Genomic DNA, 19,590 nt, shown 5'->3' with positions numbered 1-19,590 from the left:
ATTTGCTATTAAATATAATTCGTGAATTTTATAGCGTTAAGTAAATGTTAAATAAGGCACGCCAATTTTGGCGTGTTTTTTTTTCGTCGGTTTCTGTGCAATCATAATTTTATTAGTCGGGAAACAGAGGTGAATTGAGTGAGGAGGCGTAACGCGAGAGGCGGTATAAGCAGAACAGTCTCGGTGTATCTCGATGAAGATACAAATAACCGACTTATTAAGGCCAAAGATCGTAGTGGAAGAAGTAAAACGATAGAAGTCCAGATCCGTCTCAGAGATCATCTGAAACGATTTCCTGATTTCTATAACGAAGAAATATTCAGGGAGGTGACCGAAGAGAGCGAGTCAACATTTAAAGAACTTTAGTTTTTATCTATCAATATTAAACAGAGGAATCATATGGACGCCGTTTTAAGTGTTCAGGGTGCTTCTGCGCCCGTCAAAAAGAAGTCGTTTTTTTCCAAATTCACTCGTCTGAATATGCTTCGCCTGGCTCGCGCTGTGATCCCGGCTGCTGTTCTGATGATGTTCTTCCCGCAACTGGCGATGGCCGCTAGCAGCAGTGGTCAGGACCTGATGGCAAGTGGTAACAACACGGTTAAGGCGACCTTCGGTAAGGACTCCAGTATTGTTAAATGGGTTGTTCTGGCTGAAGTTCTGGTCGGTGCGGTCATGTACATGATGACCAAAAACGTCAAGTTCCTGGCCGGTTTCGCCATCATCTCTGTATTTATTGCTGTGGGTATGGCCGTCGTTGGCCTCTGACAGGAAATAAAACGATGTCGGGAGACGAGAATAAACTTAAGAAATATCGTTTCCCGGAAACACTGACCAACCAGAGCCGCTGGTTTGGCCTGCCACTGGATGAACTGATCCCCGCAGCAATCTGTATTGGCTGGGGTATCACAACATCGAAATATCTGTTCGGTATTGGTGCAGCGGTTCTGGTTTATTTCGGGATTAAAAAACTGAAAAAAGGGCGGGGCAGTTCCTGGTTACGAGACCTGATTTACTGGTATATGCCAACAGCCCTGCTGCGCGGTATTTTTCATAATGTTCCCGATTCGTGTTTCCGGCAGTGGATTAAATAGAACTGATACCAGGATTGTTATATGGAACACGGTGCCCGTTTAAGTACCAGTCGTGTAATGGCCATCGCCTTTATATTTATGTCAGTGCTTATTGTTCTCAGCCTCTCTGTTAACGTCATTCAGGGAGTGAATAACTACCGTCTTCAGAATGAGCAACGCACTGCCGTGACGCCAATGGCATTTAATGCTCCCTTTGCCGTGTCACAGAACAGTGCCGACGCCTCTTATTTACAGCAGATGGCGCTGTCATTTATTGCCCTCCGTCTGAATGTTTCATCAGAAACCGTCGATGCCTCACATCAGGCGCTTCTGCAATATATCCGCCCGGGCGCACAGAACCAGATGAAAGTTATTCTGGCTGAAGAAGCGAAGCGTATTAAAAACGATAACGTGAACTCAGCCTTTTTCCAGACCAGTGTTCGTGTCTGGCCTCAGTATGGCCGTGTGGAAATTCGTGGTGTGCTTAAAACCTGGATTGGTGATTCAAAACCTTTCACTGATATCAAACATTACATCCTTATTCTGAAGCGGGAAAACGGGGTGACCTGGCTGGATAATTTCGGGGAAACAGACGATGAGAAAAAATAATACGGCAATAATATTCGGCAGCCTGTTTTTTTCCTGCAGCGTGATGGCCGCAAACGGTACGCTGGCCCCCACCGTGGTGCCAATGGTGAACGGTGGTCAGGCCAGTATTGCCATCAGCAATACCAGCCCGAATCTGTTTACCGTTCCCGGTGACCGGATTATCGCCGTGAACAGTCTGGATGGTGCCCTGACCAATAATGAGCAGACCGCCTCCGGCGGTGTGGTGGTGGCCACCGTCAACAAAAAGCCCTTTACGTTCATTCTGGAAACAGAACGTGGTCTGAATCTTTCCATTCAGGCCGTTCCCCGTGAAGGCGCGGGGCGTACCATTCAGCTGGTCAGTGACCTGCGCGGAACCGGAGAAGAAGCCGGTGCGTGGGAAACGTCCACGCCTTACGAATCCCTGCTTGTGACCATCAGCCAGGCCGTCCGTGGCGGAAAATTACCCGCAGGCTGGTATCAGGTCCCGGTGACAAAGGAAACCCTGCAGGCCCCGGCGGGGCTGTCTTCAGTGGCAGATGCCGTATGGACGGGGAATCACCTGAAGATGGTCCGCTTTGCCGTGGAAAATAAAACGCTGTCTGCCCTGAATATCCGGGAAAGTGATTTCTGGCAGCCGGGAACCCGTGCCGTGATGTTCAGCCAGCCTGCCAGCCAGTTACTGGCAGGTGCGCGCATGGATGTGTATGTCATCCGTGACGGGGAGGGCAACTGATGGCCAGTATCAATACCATTGTGAAACGCAAGCAGTACCTGTGGCTGGGGATTGTGGTTGTCGGTGCAGCCTCCGCGATTGGTGGTGCACTGTATCTGTCTGATGTGGACATGTCCGGTAACGGTGAGGCCGTGGCTGAACAGGAACCCGTGCCGGATATGACCGGTGTGGTGGATACGACCTTTGATGACAAGGTGCGTCAGCATGCCACCACAGAGATGCAGGTGACGGCAGCGCAGATGCAGAAGCAGTATGAGGAAATCCGTCGCGAGCTGGATGTCCTGAACAAACAGCGCGGTGATGACCAGCGTCGTATTGAAAAGCTGGGACAGGATAATGCCGCCCTGGCAGAGCAGGTGAAAGCCCTGGGTGCTAATCCCGTCACGGCGACCGGTGAGCCTGTACCGCAGATGCCTGCCTCACCGCCCGGCCCGGAAGGCGAACCACAGCCAGGAAACACCCCCGTATCCTTCCCGCCGCAGGGCAGCGTTGCTGTTCCACCGCCGACGGCGTTTTATCCCGGGAATGGTGTCACGCCACCACCACAGGTGACGTACCAGTCTGTGCCGGTGCCTAACCGGATACAGCGTAAGGTGTTTACCCGTAATGAGGGAAAACAGGGACCATCACTGCCGTACATTCCGTCAGGAAGTTTTGCGAAAGCCATGCTGATTGAAGGGGCGGATGCCAATGCGTCGGTCACCGGTAATGAATCCACGGTGCCGATGCAGCTGCGTATCACCGGCCTGGTGGAAATGCCGAACAGCAAAACGTATGACGCAACGGGATGTTTTGTGGGGCTGGAAGCCTGGGGGGATGTCTCCAGTGAGCGTGCCATTGTACGCACCCGCAATATCAGCTGCCTGAAGGACGGCAAAACCATTGATATGCCGATTAAGGGGCATGTCAGCTTCCGGGGTAAAAACGGTATCAAGGGCGAAGTGGTGATGCGTAACGGCAAAATCCTCGGCTGGGCATGGGGCGCGGGATTTGTTGACGGTATCGGTCAGGGAATGGAGCGCGCCTCCCAGCCGGCTGTCGGGCTGGGTGCCACCGCTGCTTACGGGGCCGGCGATGTCCTTAAAATGGGTATCGGTGGCGGCGCATCGAAAGCCGCACAGACGCTCAGTGACTACTACATCAAACGTGCCGAACAGTATCACCCGGTGATACCGATTGGTGCGGGCAACGAAGTGACCGTGGTGTTCCAGGACGGCTTCCAGCTGAAAACCGTGGAAGAGATGGCGCTGGAACGCACGCAGAGCAGAGCGGAAGAAGACAATCCGGAAAGTCCGGTTTCTGTTCCGCCATCGGCTGAAAGTCATCTTAACGGCTTTAATACTGACCAGATGCTGAAGCAGCTGGGCAACCTGAATCCGCAGCAGTTTATGTCCGGCAGCCAGGGAGGGGGCAACGATGGCAAATAATATGTCACTCCGTCAGATATGCCATGCCACCCGGTATGTTGTTGCCCAGGGCCTGTGTTGGTTGTTCTGGTGTCTGAAATACGCCGTCATTCTGCCGCTGGCCACAATGGCTCTGCTGGCGTTACTGGTTTTATGGAAGGACAACACCACACCGGGGAAATTGCTGGTTCAGGAGATCGAGTTTGTAAGGGGCAGAACGCCAGCCGGGCTGTATCCAGTCCGATACTGCTCGAACAGTTTTGGTTCCGATTTAGCGATGCCTCCGTCTGTAACGTGCGGTTTTCGCCGGGGGGATGCTGCAGAATATGCCAGGGAGACTGACCAGTTTCTGATGCAACTGTTCACCGCATTATGGGCAACGCTGGCACTGATGTATGTCTCGCTGGCGGTGATCTCCGGAAAATATCCGATGCGACCCGGAAAAATGAAATGTGTCCGGGTCGCAACTGCAGATGAACATCTGAAGGAAGTTCTTACGGAAGATGCTTCCCTGCCGGAAAAAATCAGGAAATGCCATGTTTATTTCCCTGATGACCGAACAAACAGAAGCAACGGAGATAAAAATGAACATGCGTAATATTAATATTATTACTGCACGCTCTGTACCGGATAAAAGCGTATCAGATGATTTTATGAATGCTGTTCTCAGTAACTGCACCACAAGAATCGTACTTCCTGCACTGAAGGAATTCGGTTCTGAATCATTGCCGCACAATTTTAATATGGCAGCTGTCGGTGTGATGAAGAAGGGTATGTCGATGAGCTTATTTTCTTCTCCGGGAAATACAGTAGTCTTCGGACAACCCTGTGCAGGGAAAACAAATCTGACAGCAGAGTTAATTTCTGCTGTTGTGGAGAATAATAAAAAAGGAGAAGGGTAATGAAAAAGATTTCTTTATTTATTCCTCTGCTGGGGACGTTATTACTTTCTGGCTGTGCCGGAACTAATACGGAATTTGAGTGTAACGCCACCACATCAGATACCTGTATGACGATGGAGCAGGCCAATGAGAAGGCCAAAAAACTGGAGCAGTCCTCAGAAGCAAAGCCGGTTGCGGCATCACTGCCGCGCCTGGCTGAAGGGAACTTCCGGACAATGCCGGTGCAGACCGTCACCGCGACCACTCCGTCCGGCAGCAGACCTGCGGTGACAGCACATCCGGAGCAGAAACTGCTGGCACCTCGCCCGCTGTTTACCGCTGCCCGGGAAGTGAAAACGGTTGTTCCGGTCAGTTCAGTTACGCCGGTAACACCTCCTCGTCCGCTAAGAACGGGTGAGCAGACGGCAGCATTATGGATAGCGCCTTATATTGATAACCAGGATGTTTATCATCAGCCATCCAGCGTGTTTTTTGTTATTAAACCGTCTGCGTGGGGAAAACCACGTATTAATTAACTGGCCCTGAAGTTGTATATCAGCCGGCAATGCCGGCGGGCTTTCTGTATTCAAAATCTGCCTGTAAAACGAGTGCCCTGTGCGTGAAAAGGGATGGGCGGTAGCGTGTCAGAACATGTCGGGAGGAATATTCCGTGAGTGATGAAGCCGATGAAGCATATTCAGTGACAGAACAACTGACCATGACAGGAATAAACCGGATACGCCAGAAAATAAATGCTCATGGTATTCCTGTTTATCTCTGTGAAGCATGCGGAAATCCTATTCCGGAAGCCCGGCGGAAAATATTTCCCGGTGTGACGTTGTGCGTTGAATGTCAGGCGTATCAGGAAAGACAGAGAAAACATTATGCATAAGTCAGTCGCAGAACATAGTGATTTAATTCCGGATGAACATGAGTGGATATTCAGAAAACAGAAATCTTTGTATATGCGCCGGGAAATGGCGCGTTAATTACAGGTATTCCCTTCATGGCTACCGCATTTCTCGCTTTATTTTCAACTAAGGAATTCATGTGAATAACCCACTTGAGGCCGTCACTCAGGCGGTTAACTCCCTCGTCACAGCACTGAAACTGCCTGACGAATCCGCAAAGGCCAATGAAGTTCTGGGCGAAATGAGCTTCCCGCAGTTCAGCCGTCTGCTGCCGTACCGTGATTACAACCAGGAATCCGGTCTGTTCATGAATGACACCACGATGGGCTTTATGCTGGAAGCCATCCCCATCAATGGGGCGAATGAGTCCATTGTGGAGGCCCTCGATCACATGCTGCGCACCAAACTGCCGCGCGGTATTCCGTTGTGTATCCATCTGATGTCCAGTCAGCTGGTTGGTGACAGGATTGAATACGGGCTGCGTGAGTTCTCCTGGTCAGGTGAACAGGCTGAACGGTTTAACGCCATTACCCGGGCCTATTATATGAAAGCGGCAGCGACACAGTTTCCGCTGCCGGAGGGGATGAATCTGCCCCTGACCCTGCGCCATTACCGGGTGTTTATCTCGTACTGTTCTCCTTCGAAGAAAAAAAGCCGGGCCGACATTCTGGAAATGGAAAACCTGGTGAAAATCATCCGGGCGTCGTTACAGGGGGCCAGTATCACCACACAGACGGTGGATGCACAGGCCTTTATCGATATTGTCGGGGAGATGATTAACCATAACCCGGACTCCCTGTACCCGAAAAGACGTCAGCTGGACCCGTATTCTGATCTGAATTATCAGTGTGTGGAGGACAGTTTTGATCTGAAAGTCCGGGCTGATTACCTGACGCTGGGCCTGCGTGAGAACGGCAGGAACAGCACGGCCCGCATCCTGAATTTCCATCTGGCCCGTAACCCGGAAATCGCCTTCCTGTGGAACATGGCTGACAACTACAGCAACCTGCTGAACCCGGAACTGTCCATCTCCTGTCCGTTCATCCTGACGCTGACTCTGGTGGTGGAAGACCAGGTGAAAACCCACAGCGAAGCCAACCTGAAGTACATGGACCTGGAGAAAAAGTCGAAGACCTCCTATGCCAAATGGTTTCCGTCCGTGGAGAAAGAGGCGAAGGAGTGGGGGGAACTGCGTCAGCGGCTGGGCTCCGGTCAGTCCTCCGTGGTGTCCTACTTCCTCAACATCACAGCCTTCTGCAAGGACAATAATGAAACGGCGCTGGAAGTGGAGCAGGACATCCTGAACAGCTTCCGTAAAAACGGTTTTGAGCTGATTTCACCGCGCTTTAACCACATGCGCAATTTCCTGACCTGTCTGCCCTTTATGGCCGGGAAAGGGTTGTTTAAACAGCTGAAAGAGGCCGGAGTGGTACAGCGCGCAGAGAGCTTTAATGTGGCCAACCTGATGCCGTTAGTGGCGGATAACCCCCTGACACCGGCAGGTCTGCTGGCACCCACCTACCGTAACCAGCTGGCGTTTATCGATATTTTCTTCCGGGGGATGAATAACACCAACTACAACATGGCGGTCTGTGGCACCTCCGGGGCCGGTAAAACCGGGCTGATACAGCCACTTATCCGCAGCGTGCTGGACTCCGGGGGCTTTGCCGTGGTGTTCGACATGGGGGATGGCTACAAGTCCCTGTGTGAGAACATGGGGGGCGTATATCTGGACGGTGAAACCCTGCGCTTTAACCCGTTTGCGAACATCACCGATATTGACCAGTCAGCGGAGCGTGTCCGCGACCAGCTGTCGGTGATGGCCAGCCCCAACGGTAACCTGGATGAAGTGCATGAAGGTCTGCTGCTGCAGGCCGTCAGGGCATCATGGCGGACCAAAGAGAACAGGGCACGTATTGATGACGTGGTGGATTTCCTGAAAAACGCCAGTGACAGCGAGCAGTATGCCGAGTCACCGACTATCCGCAGCCGTCTGGACGAAATGATTGTGCTGCTTGACCAGTACACTGCCAACGGCACTTACGGCCAGTATTTTAACTCTGATGAGCCGTCCCTGCGGGATGACGCAAAAATGGTGGTGCTGGAGCTGGGCGGACTGGAAGACCGTCCGTCACTGCTGGTTGCGGTGATGTTCTCCCTGATTATCTACATCGAGAACAGGATGTACCGCACGCCGCGTAATCTCAAAAAACTGAACGTTATTGATGAAGGCTGGCGTCTGCTGGACTTCAAAAATCACAAGGTCGGTGAGTTTATTGAGAAAGGTTACCGTACCGCCCGCCGTCATACCGGTGCCTATATCACCATCACACAGAACATCGTCGACTTTGACTCTGACAAGGCATCCAGTGCTGCCCGTGCGGCATGGGGTAACTCCTCCTACAAAATTATCCTCAAACAGAGTGCGAAGGAGTTCGCGAAATACAACCAGCTGTATCCGGACCAGTTCCTGCCACTGCAGCGCGACATGATTGGCAAGTTTGGTGCGGCCAAAGACCAGTGGTTCAGTTCCTTCCTGCTGCAGGTGGAAAACCATTCCTCCTGGCACCGTCTGTTTGTGGACCCGTTAAGCCGTGCCATGTACAGCTCTGACGGCCCGGACTTTGAGTTTGTACAGCAGAAGCGTAAAGAGGGGCTGAGTATTCATGAGGCGGTGTGGCAGCTGGCGTGGAAGAAATCAGGGCCGGAGATGGCTTCGCTGGAAGCCTGGCTTGAAGAGCATGAGAAATACAGGAGTGTTGCATGACCACAACGCAAAAAACGACTGACGTTACAGCCCCTCGACGCAGCCACTGGTGGTGGACGGTGCCGGGATACCTGGCAATGGTGTTACTGAACGCAGCCATCAGTTACGGCATTGTCAGACTGAACGCACCGGTGACTGCCGCCTTCAACATGAAACAGACCGTGGATGCGTTTTTTGACAGCGCCAGTCAGAAACAACTGTCAGAAGCACAGTCAAAAGCCCTTTCAGCGCGTTTTAACACGGCACTGGAAGCCAGCCTGCAGGCGTGGCAGCAGAAACACCACGCGGTCATTCTGGTGTCGCCTGCCGTGGTACAGGGGGCTCCGGATATCACCCGGGAAATCCAGCAGGATATTGCCCGGCGAATGAGGGCGGAACCATGAGATGCCGGGGGCTGATTGCCCTGCTGATATGGGGGCAGAGTGTGGCCGCCGCCGATCTTGGTACCTGGGGCGATCTGTGGCCGGTAAAGGAGCCGGACATGCTGACGGTGATCATGCAGCGCCTGACGGCACTGGAGCAGTCCGGTGAGATGGGCCGGAAAATGGATGCCTTTAAGGAGCGGGTGATCCGCAACAGTCTGCGGCCCCCTGCCGTGCCCGGTATCGGACGCACGGAGAAATACGGTAGCCGGTTGTTTGACCCGTCCGTCAGACTGGCTGCGGATATCCGGGATAACGAAGGGCGGGTGTTTGCCCGTCAGGGTGAAGTGATGAATCCGCTGCAGTATGTTCCTTTTAACCAGACGCTGTATTTCATCAATGGCGATGATCCGGCGCAGGTGGCCTGGATGAAACGCCAGACGCCGCCCACACTGGAGAGCAAAATTATCCTCGTGCAGGGCAGTATCCCGGAGATGCAGAAGTCTCTGGACAGCCGTGTTTACTTTGACCAGAACGGTGTGCTCTGCCAGCGCCTCGGCATTGATCAGGTCCCGGCACGGGTGAGCGCCGTTCCCGGCGATCGCTTCCTGAAGGTGGAATTTATTCCGGCAGAGGAGGGCAGAAAATGAAGCGAAGCCTGTGGCTGCTGATGTTATTCCTTCTCGCCGGTCATGTCCCTGCAGCGTCTGCGGATTCTGCCTGTGAGGGGCGTTTTGTAAACCCGATCACGGATATCTGCTGGAGCTGTATTTTCCCGCTCTCGCTGGGCAGTATCAAAGTCAGTCAGGGTAAGGTCCCCGACACGGCGAACCCGTCGATGCCCATTCAGATTTGTCCGGCACCGCCGCCGCTGTTCAGGCGTATCGGGCTGGCCATTGGTTACTGGGAGCCGATGGCGCTGACGGACGTCACCCGGTCACCGGGATGCATGGTTAACCTGGGCTTCAGCCTGCCGGCTTTTGGTAAAACGGCACAGGGAACGGCGAAAAAAGATGAGAAGCAGGTGAACGGGGCGTTCTATCACGTTCACTGGTACAAATACCCGCTGACGTACTGGCTTAACATCATCACATCGCTGGGCTGTCTGGAAGGTGGTGACCTGGATATCGCTTATCTTTCTGAAATTGACCCCACCTGGACGGACAGCAGCCTGACCACCATTCTCAATCCGGAAGCTGTCATCTTTGCCAATCCGATAGCACAGGGGGCCTGTGCAGCAGATGCCATTGCCAGCGCCTTTAATATGCCTCTCGATGTTCTGTTCTGGTGTGCCGGTTCGCAGGGCAGTATGTACCCGTTCAATGGCTGGGTGAGTAATGAGTCCAGTCCGTTGCAGTCCTCCCTGCTGGTCAGTGAACGCATGGCGTTCAAGCTGCACCGTCAGGGCATGATTATGGAAACCATCGGGAAAAATAACGCCGTCTGTAATGAATATCCGTCCCCAATCCTGCCCAAAGAACGCTGGCGTTATCAGATGGTGAATATGTACCCGGACAGCGGACAGTGCCACCCGTTCGGGCGCAGTGTGACCCGCTGGGAAACCGGGAAAAATCCGCCCAATACAAAGAAAAACTTCGGCTACCTGATGTGGCGTAAACGTAACTGTGTCTTCCTGTGAGGTGAATGATGAAGCTGAGTATGAAATCTCTGGCAGCACTGCTGATGATGCTGAACGGGGCGGTTATGGCGTCAGAAAACGTGAACACTCCTGAAAACCGCCAGTTCCTGAAGCAGCAGGAAAATTTAAGCAGACAACTGCGTGAAAAACCTGACCATCAGCTGAAAGCCTGGGCGGAGAAGCAGGTGCTGGAAAACCCCCTTCAGCGTTCAGATAACCATTTCCTGGATGAGCTGGTTCGTAAACAGCAGGCTTCGCAGGACGGGAAACCCCGGCAGGGTGCCCTGTATTTTGTGTCGTTTTCCATTCCCGAAGAGGGGCTGAAACGAATGCTGGGCGAAACCCGGCACTACGGTATACCCGCCACACTGCGGGGCATGGTGAACAATGACCTGAAGACCACCGCTGAAGCCGTACTGTCCCTGGTGAAAGACGGCGCGACTGATGGTGTTCAGATCGACCCGACGCTGTTTTCACAGTACGGCATTCGCAGTGTACCGGCACTGGTGGTGTTCTGCAGTCAGGGATACGACATCATCCGGGGAAACCTGCGGGTCGGCCAGGCGCTGGAGAAAGTGGCCGCCACGGGTGACTGCCGGCAGGTGGCTCATGATTTACTGGCAGGGAAAGGAGATTCCGGGAAATGAAACGTATTTTACCTCTGATACTGGCTCTGGTTGCCGGCATGGCACAGGCTGACAGCAACAGTGATTACCGGGCCGGCTCTGATTTTGCTCACCAGATCAAAGGACAGGGAAGCAGCAGTATTCAGGGCTTTAAGCCACAGGAGAGTATCCCCGGCTATAACGCGAATCCGGACGAGACAAAATACTACGGTGGCGTGACTGCCGGCGGGGATGGCGGCCTGAAAAATGACGGCACCACGGAATGGGCGACCGGTGAAACCGGAAAAACCATCACAGAGTCATTCATGAACAAGCCGAAAGACATTCTTTCACCGGATGCACCGTTTATCCAGACCGGCAGGGATGTGGTGAACCGGGCTGACAGCATTGTGGGAAACACCGGGCAGCAGTGCAGTGCGCAGGAGATTAGCCGGAGTGAATACACGAATTACTCCTGTGAGCGGGATTTACAGGTGGAGCAGTACTGCACACGAACTGCCCGTATGGAGCTGCAGGGGAGTACCACATGGGAAACCCGGACGCTGGAGTATGAAATGAGTCAGCTACCTGCACGTGAAGTGAATGGTCAGTATGTTGTCTCCATTACCTCTCCCGTTACCGGTGAAATTGTCGATGCGCATTACAGCTGGAGTCGTACTTACCTGCAGAAGAGTGTACCTATGACAATTACAGTACTGGGAACCCCACTGAGCTGGAATGCCAAATACTCAGCAGATGCCTCATTTACACCAGTACAGAAAACACTGACTGCCGGTGTGGCTTTTACGTCATCTCACCCCGTCCGGGTCGGGAATACAAAATTCAGACGTCATACGGCAATGAAGCTGCGTCTGGTTGTCAGGGTAAAAAAAGCCTCGTACACCCCGTATGTTGTCTGGTCTGAAAGCTGCCCGTTCAGCAAGGAGCTGGGGAAACTGACAAAAACAGAATGTACGGAGGCTGGCGGGAACAGGACGCTGGTGAAAGACGGTCAGTCATACAGCATGTACCAGAGCTGCTGGGCATACCGGGACACGTATGTCACACAGTCAGCAGACAAGGGAACCTGTCAGACCTACACCGACAATCCTGCCTGTACCCTGGTGTCACACCAGTGCGCCTTTTACTCCGAAGAAGGTGCCTGTCTGCATGAATATGCCACGTACTCCTGTGAGTCAAAAACATCCGGGAAAATGATGGTCTGTGGGGGAGACGTCTTCTGTCTCGATGGCGAATGCGATAAGGCTCAGAGCGGGAAGAGTAATGATTTTGCCGAAGCCGTTTCTCAGCTGGCGGCACTGGCCGCAGCAGGTAAGGATGTTGCGGCGCTGAACGGGGTGGATGTCCGTGCTTTCACCGGTCAGGCGAAATTTTGTAAGAAGGCTGCAGCCGGATACAGCAACTGCTGTAAGGACAGCGGCTGGGGACAGGATATCGGGCTGGCCAAATGCAGCAGTGATGAAAAAGCCCTGGCTAAAGCAAAATCAAACAAACTGACCGTCAGTGTCGGAGAGTTCTGTTCGAAGAAAGTGCTGGGTGTCTGCCTGGAGAAAAAACGCAGTTACTGTCAGTTTGATTCGAAGCTGGCGCAGATAGTCCAGCAGCAGGGGCGCAACGGACAGCTGCGTATCAGTTTTGGCAGTGCGAAGCATCCTGACTGTCGGGGGATTACGGTTGATGAGCTGCAGAAAATTCAGTTCGACAGACTGGATTTCACTAACTTCTACGAAGACCTGATGAATAACCAGAAAATCCCGGACAGTGGTGTTCTGACGCAGAAAGTGAAAGAGCAGATTGCTGACCAGCTGAAACAGGCAGGACAGTAAGGTAGGGAAAATAACCGGGGAAAATGATGAAAGTCATATTCACGTCGAACCGTTTTATTGATTTTCTTATCCGGCTTTTGATTACAGCGATTGTCATTTCCCCGGTAATTATCTGGTCGTGGGATACGGTAAAAGAAACCACTGCAGGTGAGATACTTGCTGCTGCTTTCGTTATTTTTTACTCCGGTGTGCTCCTGTTTATTCTGTATTTTTGTTTTTCTGCCCTGACTGACCTGCAGAAACCTGATGAAAGAAAAAGTGATGAAAGGAATGAAGATGAATAAAGCATTACTGCCACTGTTACTCTGCTGCTTTATTTTTCCGGCGTCAGGAAAAGATGCAGGCTGGCAGTGGTATAACGAGAAAATAAATCCGAAGGAAAAAGAAAATAAACCAGTACCTGCAGCCCCCCGTCAGGAGCCGGACATTATGCAGAAACTGGCCGCACTGCAGACGGCAACAAAGCGGGCGCTGTACGAAGCTATTCTGTATCCCGGCGTGGATAATTTTGTGAAATATTTCCGGCTGCAGAATTACTGGACTCAGCAGGCCGGGCTTTTCACCATGAGCGCCAAAAAATCCATGCTGGCGCATCCCGAACTGGACTATAACCTGCAGTACAGCCATTACAACGGCACGGTCCGGAACCAGCTGGCGGCAGACCAGGTGCAGCAGCGACAGGCCATTGCGAAACTGGCTGAACACTACGGCATCATGTTCTTTTACCGGGGGCAGGACCCCATCGACGGGCAGCTGGCGCAGGTCATTAATGGCTTCAGGGATACCTATGGTCTGAGTGTTATTCCCGTTTCCGTGGATGGTGTGATTAATCCGCTGTTGCCGGATTCCCGGACTGACCAGGGGCAGGCGCAGCGCCTCGGCGTGAAATATTTCCCGGCCATGATGCTGGTTGACCCGAAACAGGGCAGTGTTCGCCCGTTATCATACGGCTTTATTTCGCAGGACGACCTGGCAAAACAATTCCTAAACGTTTCTGAAGATTTTAAACCCAATTTTTAATCGCGGATTTGATTTATGAGTGAAGATTATTTGAAACTGTTTACAGGTGTTGTTCTGTTAATATTTGTCATTATTGCCGGTTATTTTTTTTCTGAGCGTAATGACAGGAAAATGTTTCTCCTGAGCTCACTGGTTTTCCTTGTTATTAATATCGCGTGTTTATATGTGCTGACTGCCAGTCTCTGGTTTCTGTGTGGTGCAATTATGAATCAGGGCGCAGCAATGGTTGTTCCAATGGTTATTGGCTCATTACCGAATGTTACGAGCTTCGACGGGTTCAGAAGAATATTTATCTGTATTATGTTGTCATCAGTATGGTCCGGAGTGATGTGGTTTTTTATAAGGGGGCTTATGACAGGCTAAGTCATATAAAACGGTAATAAAAACCATACAAAATAATGAGGTTGATCTGATTAATATCACACAAACGCGAATATTACAGACATAAATACTCTCATGTAAATAATAACCGGAGTTTAACATGATAAGTAAACGCAGATTCTCTTTACCCCGGCTTGATATTACGGGAATGTGGGTATTTTCCCTGGGTGTCTGGTTTCATATCGTCGCCCGTCTTGTTTACAGCAAACCCTGGATGGCTTTTTTTCTGGCGGAGTTGATTGCGGCCATTCTCGTGCTGTTCGGCGCATACCAGGTGCTGGATGCATGGATTGCCCGTGTCAGCCGGGAAGAGCGTGAGGCGCTGGAAGCAAGACAACAGGCCATGATGGAAGGGCAGCAGGAGGGCAGACATGTCTCTCATTAAATCACTGTTGTTCACCCTGTTGCTGGCAGCCGCTGCCGTGCAGGCCTCCACCCGGGATGAAATTGAACGACTCTGGAATCCGCAGGGCATGGCCGCGCAGCCTGCACAACCGGCAGCAGACACATCAGCCAGGACAGAAAAGCCGGCTCCCCGCTGGTTCCGCCTCAGCAACGGCAGGCAGGTTAACCTGGCCGACTGGAAGGTGGTGCTGTTTATGCAGGGGCATTGCCCTTACTGTCACCAGTTTGACCCGGTACTGAAGCAGTTGGCACAGCAGTACGGCTTTTCCGTTTTTCCCTACACCCTGGATGGTCAGGGGGATACCGCCTTTCCGGAAGCATTACCGGTGCCACCGGACGTGATGCAGACCTTCTTCCCGAATATCCCGGTGGCCACACCGACCACCTTCCTGGTCAACGTCAACACGCTTGAGGCATTACCGCTTTTACAGGGGGCAACGGATGCCGCCGGTTTTATGGCGCGGATGGATACCGTTCTGCAGATGTACGGAGGAAAAAAAGGTGCGAAATAAGCAGGTGGTGTTACTCATTGCCGGAATATCCGGCATCGCGACGGGAATAATCGTCAGCCTGAATATCCCCTTTATCCGTCAGGGGCTTTTTTATCCCGCCAGCCCTGTAGAAATTGTCGTTTCGCTGTGCCTTACCTTTTCTGTTTCTGTTGTGTTTTTTGTGGGGGCAATTGTGGGATGGATTTCGGTGTCTGAAATATATTACAGCCGCAGGACTGGACGGAAATATCAGGATATTCCTGCTGAAATGTCGTATGCGCCGGGAGAACAAATTAAGGGAGGGCAAGAATGATGCCACGCATTAAACCTCTTCTGGTTCTTTGTGCTGCTTTACTGACGGTCACACCCGCAGCGTCAGCGGATGTGAACAGCGACATGAATCAGTTCTTTAACAAGCTGGGCTTCGCCTCCAATACCACACAGCCGGGCGTCTGGCAGGGGCAGGCCGCCGGTTATGCTTACGGTGGCTCCCTGTATGCCCGTACTCAGGTCAAAAATGTTCAGCTGATTTCCATGACGCTGCCGGATATCAATGCCGGATGTGGCGGCATCGACGCCTACCTCGGTTCGTTCAGTTTTATTAATGGCGAGCAGCTGCAGCGTTTTGTTAAGCAGATTATGAGCAATGCTGCCGGTTACTTTTTTGACCTTGCCCTGCAGACAACGGTGCCGGAAATCAAAACCGCAAAAGACTTCCTGCAGAAAATGGCAAGCGACATTAACAGTATGAACCTCAGTTCCTGCCAGGCTGCACAGGGGATTATCGGCGGGCTTTTCCCCCGGACGCAGGTGTCCCAGCAGAAAGTCTGTCAGGACATTGCCGGTGAGAGCAATATTTTTGCTGACTGGGCGGCTTCCCGGCAGGGATGTACCGTTGGCGGGAAATCTGACAGCGTCAGGGATAAAGCCAGCGACAAGGATAAGGAGCGGGTGACCAAAAACATCAACATCATGTGGAATGCGCTTTCCAAAAACAGAATGTTTGATGGCAACAAAGAGCTGAAAGAATTTGTGATGACGCTGACCGGCTCACTGGTGTTTGGTCCCAACGGCGAAATCACACCGCTATCAGCCAGAACCACTGACCGCTCAATTATCCGGGCCATGATGGAAGGCGGCACAGCAAAAATTTATCACTGCAACGATTCTGATAAATGCCTGAAAGTGGTGGCAGACACACCGGTGACCATCAGCCGGGATAATGCACTGAAGTCTCAGATTACTAAACTTCTGGCCAGCATTCAGAACAAGGCGGTCAGTGACACGCCTCTGGATGACAAGGAAAAAGGCTTTATTTCCAGTACCACCATCCCCGTCTTCAAATACCTGGTTGACCCGCAAATGCTCGGTGTTTCCAACAGTATGATTTACCAGCTGACGGACTATATCGGTTACGACATCCTGCTGCAGTACATTCAGGAGCTGATACAGCAGGCCCGGGCGATGGTGGCCACAGGAAATTATGACGAAGCAGTTATCGAACATATTAACGACAACATGAATGATGCCACCCGGCAGATTGCGGCGTTTCAGTCACAGGTGCAGGTACAGCAGGATGCGCTGCTGGTTGTCGATCGTCAGATGAGCTACATGCGTCAGCAGCTTTCCGCCCGCATGCTCAGTCGTTACCAGAACAACTATCACTTCGGAGGGAGCACGCTGTGAATGAAGTTTATGTGATTGCCGGTGGTGAGTGGTTGCGGAATAACCTGAATGCCATTGCCGCCTTTATGGGGACCCGGACGTGGGATTCCATTGAAAAAATTGCGCTCACATTGTCTGTTCTCGCGGTGGCCGTAATGTGGGTACAGCGGCACAACGTGATGGATTTGCTGGGCTGGGTGGCCGTGTTTGTGCTTATCAGCCTGCTGGTTAATGTCCGCACATCGGTGCAGATTATTGATAACAGTGACCTGGTCAAAGTTCACCGGGTGGATAATGTGCCGGTCGGACTGGCGATGCCACTTTCACTGACGACCCGTATCGGGCATGCAATGGTGGCCAGTTACGAGATGATCTTCACGCAACCGGACAGTGTCACCTACAGCAAAACGGGGATGCTGTTTGGCGCAGAACTGGTATCAAAAAGCACCGACTTTTTGTCCCGTAATCCGGAAATCGCCAATCTTTTCCAGGATTATGTGCAGAACTGCGTGATGGGGGATATTTACCTGAACCACAAATACACGCTGGAGGAACTGATGGCCTCCGCTGATCCTTACACGCTGATTTTTTCCCGCCCCAGTCCGCTGCGGGGCGTTTATGACAGCAATAATAATTTCGTGACCTGTAAGGACGCGTCGGTTTCGCTGAAAGACAAGCTGAATCTGGACACACAGAGTGGCGGAAAAACATGGCATTATTATGCCCAGCAGCTATTTGGTGGACGCCCTGATCCGAACCTGTTGTTCAGTACGCTGATTGGCGACAGTTACAGTTACTTCTATGGCTCAAGTAAATCAGCCAGCCAGATCATCCGCCAGAATGTCACCATCAATGCGCTGAAGGAGGGGATCACCAGTTATGCCGCACGTAATGGTGATTCGGCCAGCCTGGTGAATCTGGCCACCACATCATCGATGGAGAAGCAACGTCTGGCACATGTCTCCATCGGTCATGTGGCGATGCGGACACTGCCCATGACGCAGACCATCCTGACGGGGATCGCCATCGGTATTTTCCCGCTCCTGGTACTGGCGGCTGTCTTCAACAAACTGACGCTGTCCGTCCTGAAAGGCTATGTGTTTGCCCTGATGTGGTTGCAGTCATGGCCAATGTTGTACGCCATTCTGAACAGCGCCATGACATTTTATGCAAAGCAGAATGGTGCACCGGTGGTGCTCTCGGAAATTTCACAGATACAGCTGAAATACTCCGATCTGGCTTCCACTGCCGGGTATCTTTCCATGATGATCCCGCCATTATCCTGGATGATGGTCAGGGGGCTCGGGGCAGGATTTTCCAGTGTGTACAGCCATTTCGCTTCCTCTGCTATCAGCCCGACCGCCAGTGCAGCAGGCAGTGTGGTTGACGGTAATTACTCCTACGGCAACATGCAGACGGAGAATGTTAACGGCTTCAGCTGGAGCACCAACAGCACCACGTCGTTTGGTCAGATGATGTACCAGACCGGCAGTGGCGCAACCGCCACACAGACCCGTGACGGTAATATGGTGATGGATGCAAGCGGAGCGATGTCCCGGTTACCGGTCGGCATCAATGCAACGCGTCAGATTGCGGCGGCACAACAGGAAATGGCCCGGGAAGCATCGAACAGAGCAGAAAGTGCCCTGCATGGGTTCAGCAGCAGTATTGCCAGTGCCTGGAACACGCTCAGTCAGTTTGGTTCTAACCGGGGGAGCAGTGATTCTGTCACCGGTGGTGCTGACAGCACGATGAGTGCTCAGGACTCCATGATGGCCAGCCGTATGCGCAGTGCAGTGGAAAGCTATGCGAAGGCGCATAATATCAGTAATGAGCAGGCGACTCAGGAACTGGCATCAACAAGTACCAGGCTATCTGGTGGAATGTATGCTGATGCTCATGCTGAATGGGGGGTTAAACCTAAAATTCTTGGTGTTGGTGGTGGGGTAGGCATCAGAGGTGGATTTAAGGGGAGCCTGGATGCAACGGATGATGACTCACATTCAGCAAGTAGTGGCAGCAGGGCTACCCATGATGCTCGCCATGATATCGATGCTAAAGCCAGTAAGGACTTTAAAGAGGCCAGCGATTACTTTACCAGTCGCAAAGTCAGTGAATCCGGCAGCCATACTGACAATAATGCCGATTCCCGCGTGGACCAGTTGTCTGCAGCCCTGAACTCAGCGAAACAGAGTTACGACCAGTACACGACGAATATGACCCGCAGCCATGAATATGCTGAAATGGCATCCCGTACTGAAAGCATGAGTGGGCAGATGAGCGAAGATTTGTCGCAACAGTTTGCACAGTATGTGATGAAACACGCACCGCAGGATGCCGAAGCTATTCTGACAAACACCAGTTCACCGGAGATTGCAGAACGCCGTCGGGCGATGGCATGGTCTTTTGTTCAGGAACAGGTGCAGCCTGGTGTTGATAATGCCTGGCGTGAATCCCGTGGGGATATTGGTAAAGGAATGGAGAGCGTACCTTCGGGTGGTGGCAGCCAGGATATTATTGCTGACCATCAGGGGCATCAGGCCATTATTGATCAAAGAACGCAGGACAGTAATATCCGTAATGATGTAAAACATCAGGTTGATAATATGGTCACAGAATATAAAGGGAATATCGGAGATACTCAGAATAGTATTCATGGCGAAGAAAATATTGTAGACAGACAATATTCAGAGTTAAAAAATAATCACAAACAGGAAGAAATTCAACAAAACAACAGATATAATGAAGAAAATAAACGACAGAAATTAATGCCAACACCGTCTGAAGATGCGTTAAAACAGATGGTGGATGATAAG

General features: G+C 52.0%; 24 protein-coding genes. All 24 read left to right on the top strand.

Annotated elements, in window-relative coordinates; translation table 11 throughout:
- Positions 1-138 precede the first annotated feature (138 nt).
- Entirely contained in the window at positions 139-366 is a 228-nt protein-coding gene (gene traY / locus OQV04_RS18815; protein WP_001254386.1) for a conjugal transfer relaxosome protein TraY, read from the top strand.
- Positions 367-399: 33 nt separating this feature from the next.
- Positions 400-765, top strand: coding sequence for a type IV conjugative transfer system pilin TraA (traA, locus tag OQV04_RS18810; protein ID WP_021519752.1), 366 nt, complete (start codon positions 400-402; stop codon positions 763-765).
- Between the two features lie 14 nt (positions 766-779).
- Positions 780-1,091 (top strand): type IV conjugative transfer system protein TraL, encoded by a 312-nt coding sequence (gene traL / locus OQV04_RS18805; protein WP_000012106.1) that lies wholly within the window; start codon positions 780-782, stop codon positions 1,089-1,091.
- A 21-nt stretch (positions 1,092-1,112) separates the two neighbouring features.
- Positions 1,113-1,679 (top strand): type IV conjugative transfer system protein TraE, encoded by a 567-nt coding sequence (gene traE, locus OQV04_RS18800; protein WP_000399792.1) that lies wholly within the window; start codon positions 1,113-1,115, stop codon positions 1,677-1,679.
- Complete coding sequence (gene traK, locus OQV04_RS18795; protein WP_001230787.1) at positions 1,666-2,394, top strand: type-F conjugative transfer system secretin TraK; 729 nt, start codon at positions 1,666-1,668, stop codon at positions 2,392-2,394. Before traE ends, traK begins: the two co-directional genes overlap by 14 nt.
- Positions 2,394-3,821, top strand: a complete 1,428-nt coding sequence (gene traB, locus OQV04_RS18790) for an F-type conjugal transfer pilus assembly protein TraB (RefSeq protein WP_000146636.1) — start codon at positions 2,394-2,396, stop codon at positions 3,819-3,821. The genes traK and traB overlap by 1 nt, the downstream gene beginning before the upstream one ends.
- Positions 3,811-4,398 carry a conjugal transfer pilus-stabilizing protein TraP gene (gene traP / locus OQV04_RS18785; RefSeq protein WP_063073477.1) on the top strand — a complete coding sequence of 196 codons (588 nt, stop codon included), beginning with the start codon at positions 3,811-3,813 and terminating at the stop codon, positions 4,396-4,398. The genes traB and traP overlap by 11 nt, the downstream gene beginning before the upstream one ends.
- Positions 4,385-4,702 carry a conjugal transfer protein TrbD gene (locus tag OQV04_RS18780; protein WP_024189706.1) on the top strand — a complete coding sequence of 106 codons (318 nt, stop codon included), beginning with the start codon at positions 4,385-4,387 and terminating at the stop codon, positions 4,700-4,702. The genes traP and OQV04_RS18780 overlap by 14 nt, the downstream gene beginning before the upstream one ends.
- Complete coding sequence (traV, locus tag OQV04_RS18775) at positions 4,702-5,217, top strand: type IV conjugative transfer system lipoprotein TraV (protein WP_000724020.1); 516 nt, start codon at positions 4,702-4,704, stop codon at positions 5,215-5,217. The genes OQV04_RS18780 and traV overlap by 1 nt, the downstream gene beginning before the upstream one ends.
- A 134-nt stretch (positions 5,218-5,351) precedes the next feature.
- Positions 5,352-5,573, top strand: coding sequence for a conjugal transfer protein TraR (gene traR, locus OQV04_RS18770; RefSeq protein ID WP_001278689.1), 222 nt, complete (start codon positions 5,352-5,354; stop codon positions 5,571-5,573).
- Between the two features lie 158 nt (positions 5,574-5,731).
- A complete protein-coding gene (gene traC / locus OQV04_RS18765; RefSeq protein ID WP_033804336.1) occupies positions 5,732-8,359 on the top strand; it encodes a type IV secretion system protein TraC in 2,628 nt (875 codons plus the stop codon).
- On the top strand, positions 8,356-8,742 hold the full coding sequence (gene trbI / locus OQV04_RS18760; protein ID WP_001585100.1) for a type-F conjugative transfer system protein TrbI: 387 nt from the start codon (positions 8,356-8,358) through the stop codon (positions 8,740-8,742). Before traC ends, trbI begins: the two co-directional genes overlap by 4 nt.
- Entirely contained in the window at positions 8,739-9,371 is a 633-nt protein-coding gene (gene traW, locus OQV04_RS18755) for a type-F conjugative transfer system protein TraW (protein ID WP_001203720.1), read from the top strand. The genes trbI and traW overlap by 4 nt, the downstream gene beginning before the upstream one ends.
- A complete protein-coding gene (gene traU, locus OQV04_RS18750) occupies positions 9,368-10,360 on the top strand; it encodes a conjugal transfer pilus assembly protein TraU (RefSeq protein WP_000830839.1) in 993 nt (330 codons plus the stop codon). The genes traW and traU overlap by 4 nt, the downstream gene beginning before the upstream one ends.
- A gap of 8 nt (positions 10,361-10,368) precedes the next feature.
- Positions 10,369-11,007 carry a type-F conjugative transfer system pilin assembly protein TrbC gene (trbC, locus tag OQV04_RS18745; protein ID WP_000777692.1) on the top strand — a complete coding sequence of 213 codons (639 nt, stop codon included), beginning with the start codon at positions 10,369-10,371 and terminating at the stop codon, positions 11,005-11,007.
- Positions 11,004-12,812 (top strand): type-F conjugative transfer system mating-pair stabilization protein TraN, encoded by a 1,809-nt coding sequence (gene traN, locus OQV04_RS18740; protein ID WP_033804337.1) that lies wholly within the window; start codon positions 11,004-11,006, stop codon positions 12,810-12,812. The genes trbC and traN overlap by 4 nt, the downstream gene beginning before the upstream one ends.
- Before the next feature lie 26 nt (positions 12,813-12,838).
- On the top strand, positions 12,839-13,096 hold the full coding sequence (locus OQV04_RS18735; protein ID WP_000864325.1) for a conjugal transfer protein TrbE: 258 nt from the start codon (positions 12,839-12,841) through the stop codon (positions 13,094-13,096).
- On the top strand, positions 13,089-13,832 hold the full coding sequence (gene traF / locus OQV04_RS18730) for a type-F conjugative transfer system pilin assembly protein TraF (protein WP_063073478.1): 744 nt from the start codon (positions 13,089-13,091) through the stop codon (positions 13,830-13,832). Before OQV04_RS18735 ends, traF begins: the two co-directional genes overlap by 8 nt.
- Positions 13,833-13,847: 15 nt before the next feature.
- The gene (gene trbA, locus OQV04_RS18725) at positions 13,848-14,195 is read left to right on the top strand and encodes a conjugal transfer protein TrbA (RefSeq protein WP_001287893.1); all 348 of its coding nucleotides are present in this window, start codon (positions 13,848-13,850) and stop codon (positions 14,193-14,195) included.
- A gap of 118 nt (positions 14,196-14,313) precedes the next feature.
- Positions 14,314-14,598 (top strand): type-F conjugative transfer system pilin chaperone TraQ, encoded by a 285-nt coding sequence (gene traQ / locus OQV04_RS18720; RefSeq protein ID WP_000624110.1) that lies wholly within the window; start codon positions 14,314-14,316, stop codon positions 14,596-14,598.
- Positions 14,585-15,130 (top strand): type-F conjugative transfer system pilin assembly thiol-disulfide isomerase TrbB, encoded by a 546-nt coding sequence (gene trbB, locus OQV04_RS18715; RefSeq protein ID WP_000052614.1) that lies wholly within the window; start codon positions 14,585-14,587, stop codon positions 15,128-15,130. Before traQ ends, trbB begins: the two co-directional genes overlap by 14 nt.
- Positions 15,060-15,422, top strand: coding sequence for a P-type conjugative transfer protein TrbJ (trbJ, locus tag OQV04_RS18710; protein ID WP_074149687.1), 363 nt, complete (start codon positions 15,060-15,062; stop codon positions 15,420-15,422). Before trbB ends, trbJ begins: the two co-directional genes overlap by 71 nt.
- On the top strand, positions 15,422-16,795 hold the full coding sequence (traH, locus tag OQV04_RS18705) for a conjugal transfer pilus assembly protein TraH (RefSeq protein ID WP_001137358.1): 1,374 nt from the start codon (positions 15,422-15,424) through the stop codon (positions 16,793-16,795). The genes trbJ and traH overlap by 1 nt, the downstream gene beginning before the upstream one ends.
- Positions 16,792-19,590: conjugal transfer mating-pair stabilization protein TraG (gene traG / locus OQV04_RS18700; RefSeq protein WP_332642539.1), on the top strand; the 2,799-nt coding region annotated here is incomplete at its 3' end. The genes traH and traG, both read left to right, overlap by 4 nt.

Source organism: Escherichia sp. Lx600-2, assembly GCF_036662595.1.
Classification (GTDB): Bacteria; Pseudomonadota; Gammaproteobacteria; order Enterobacterales; family Enterobacteriaceae; genus Escherichia; species Escherichia coli.
Note: the sequence above shows the minus strand (reverse complement) of the source record. Positions and strands in the feature narration are given on the sequence as shown.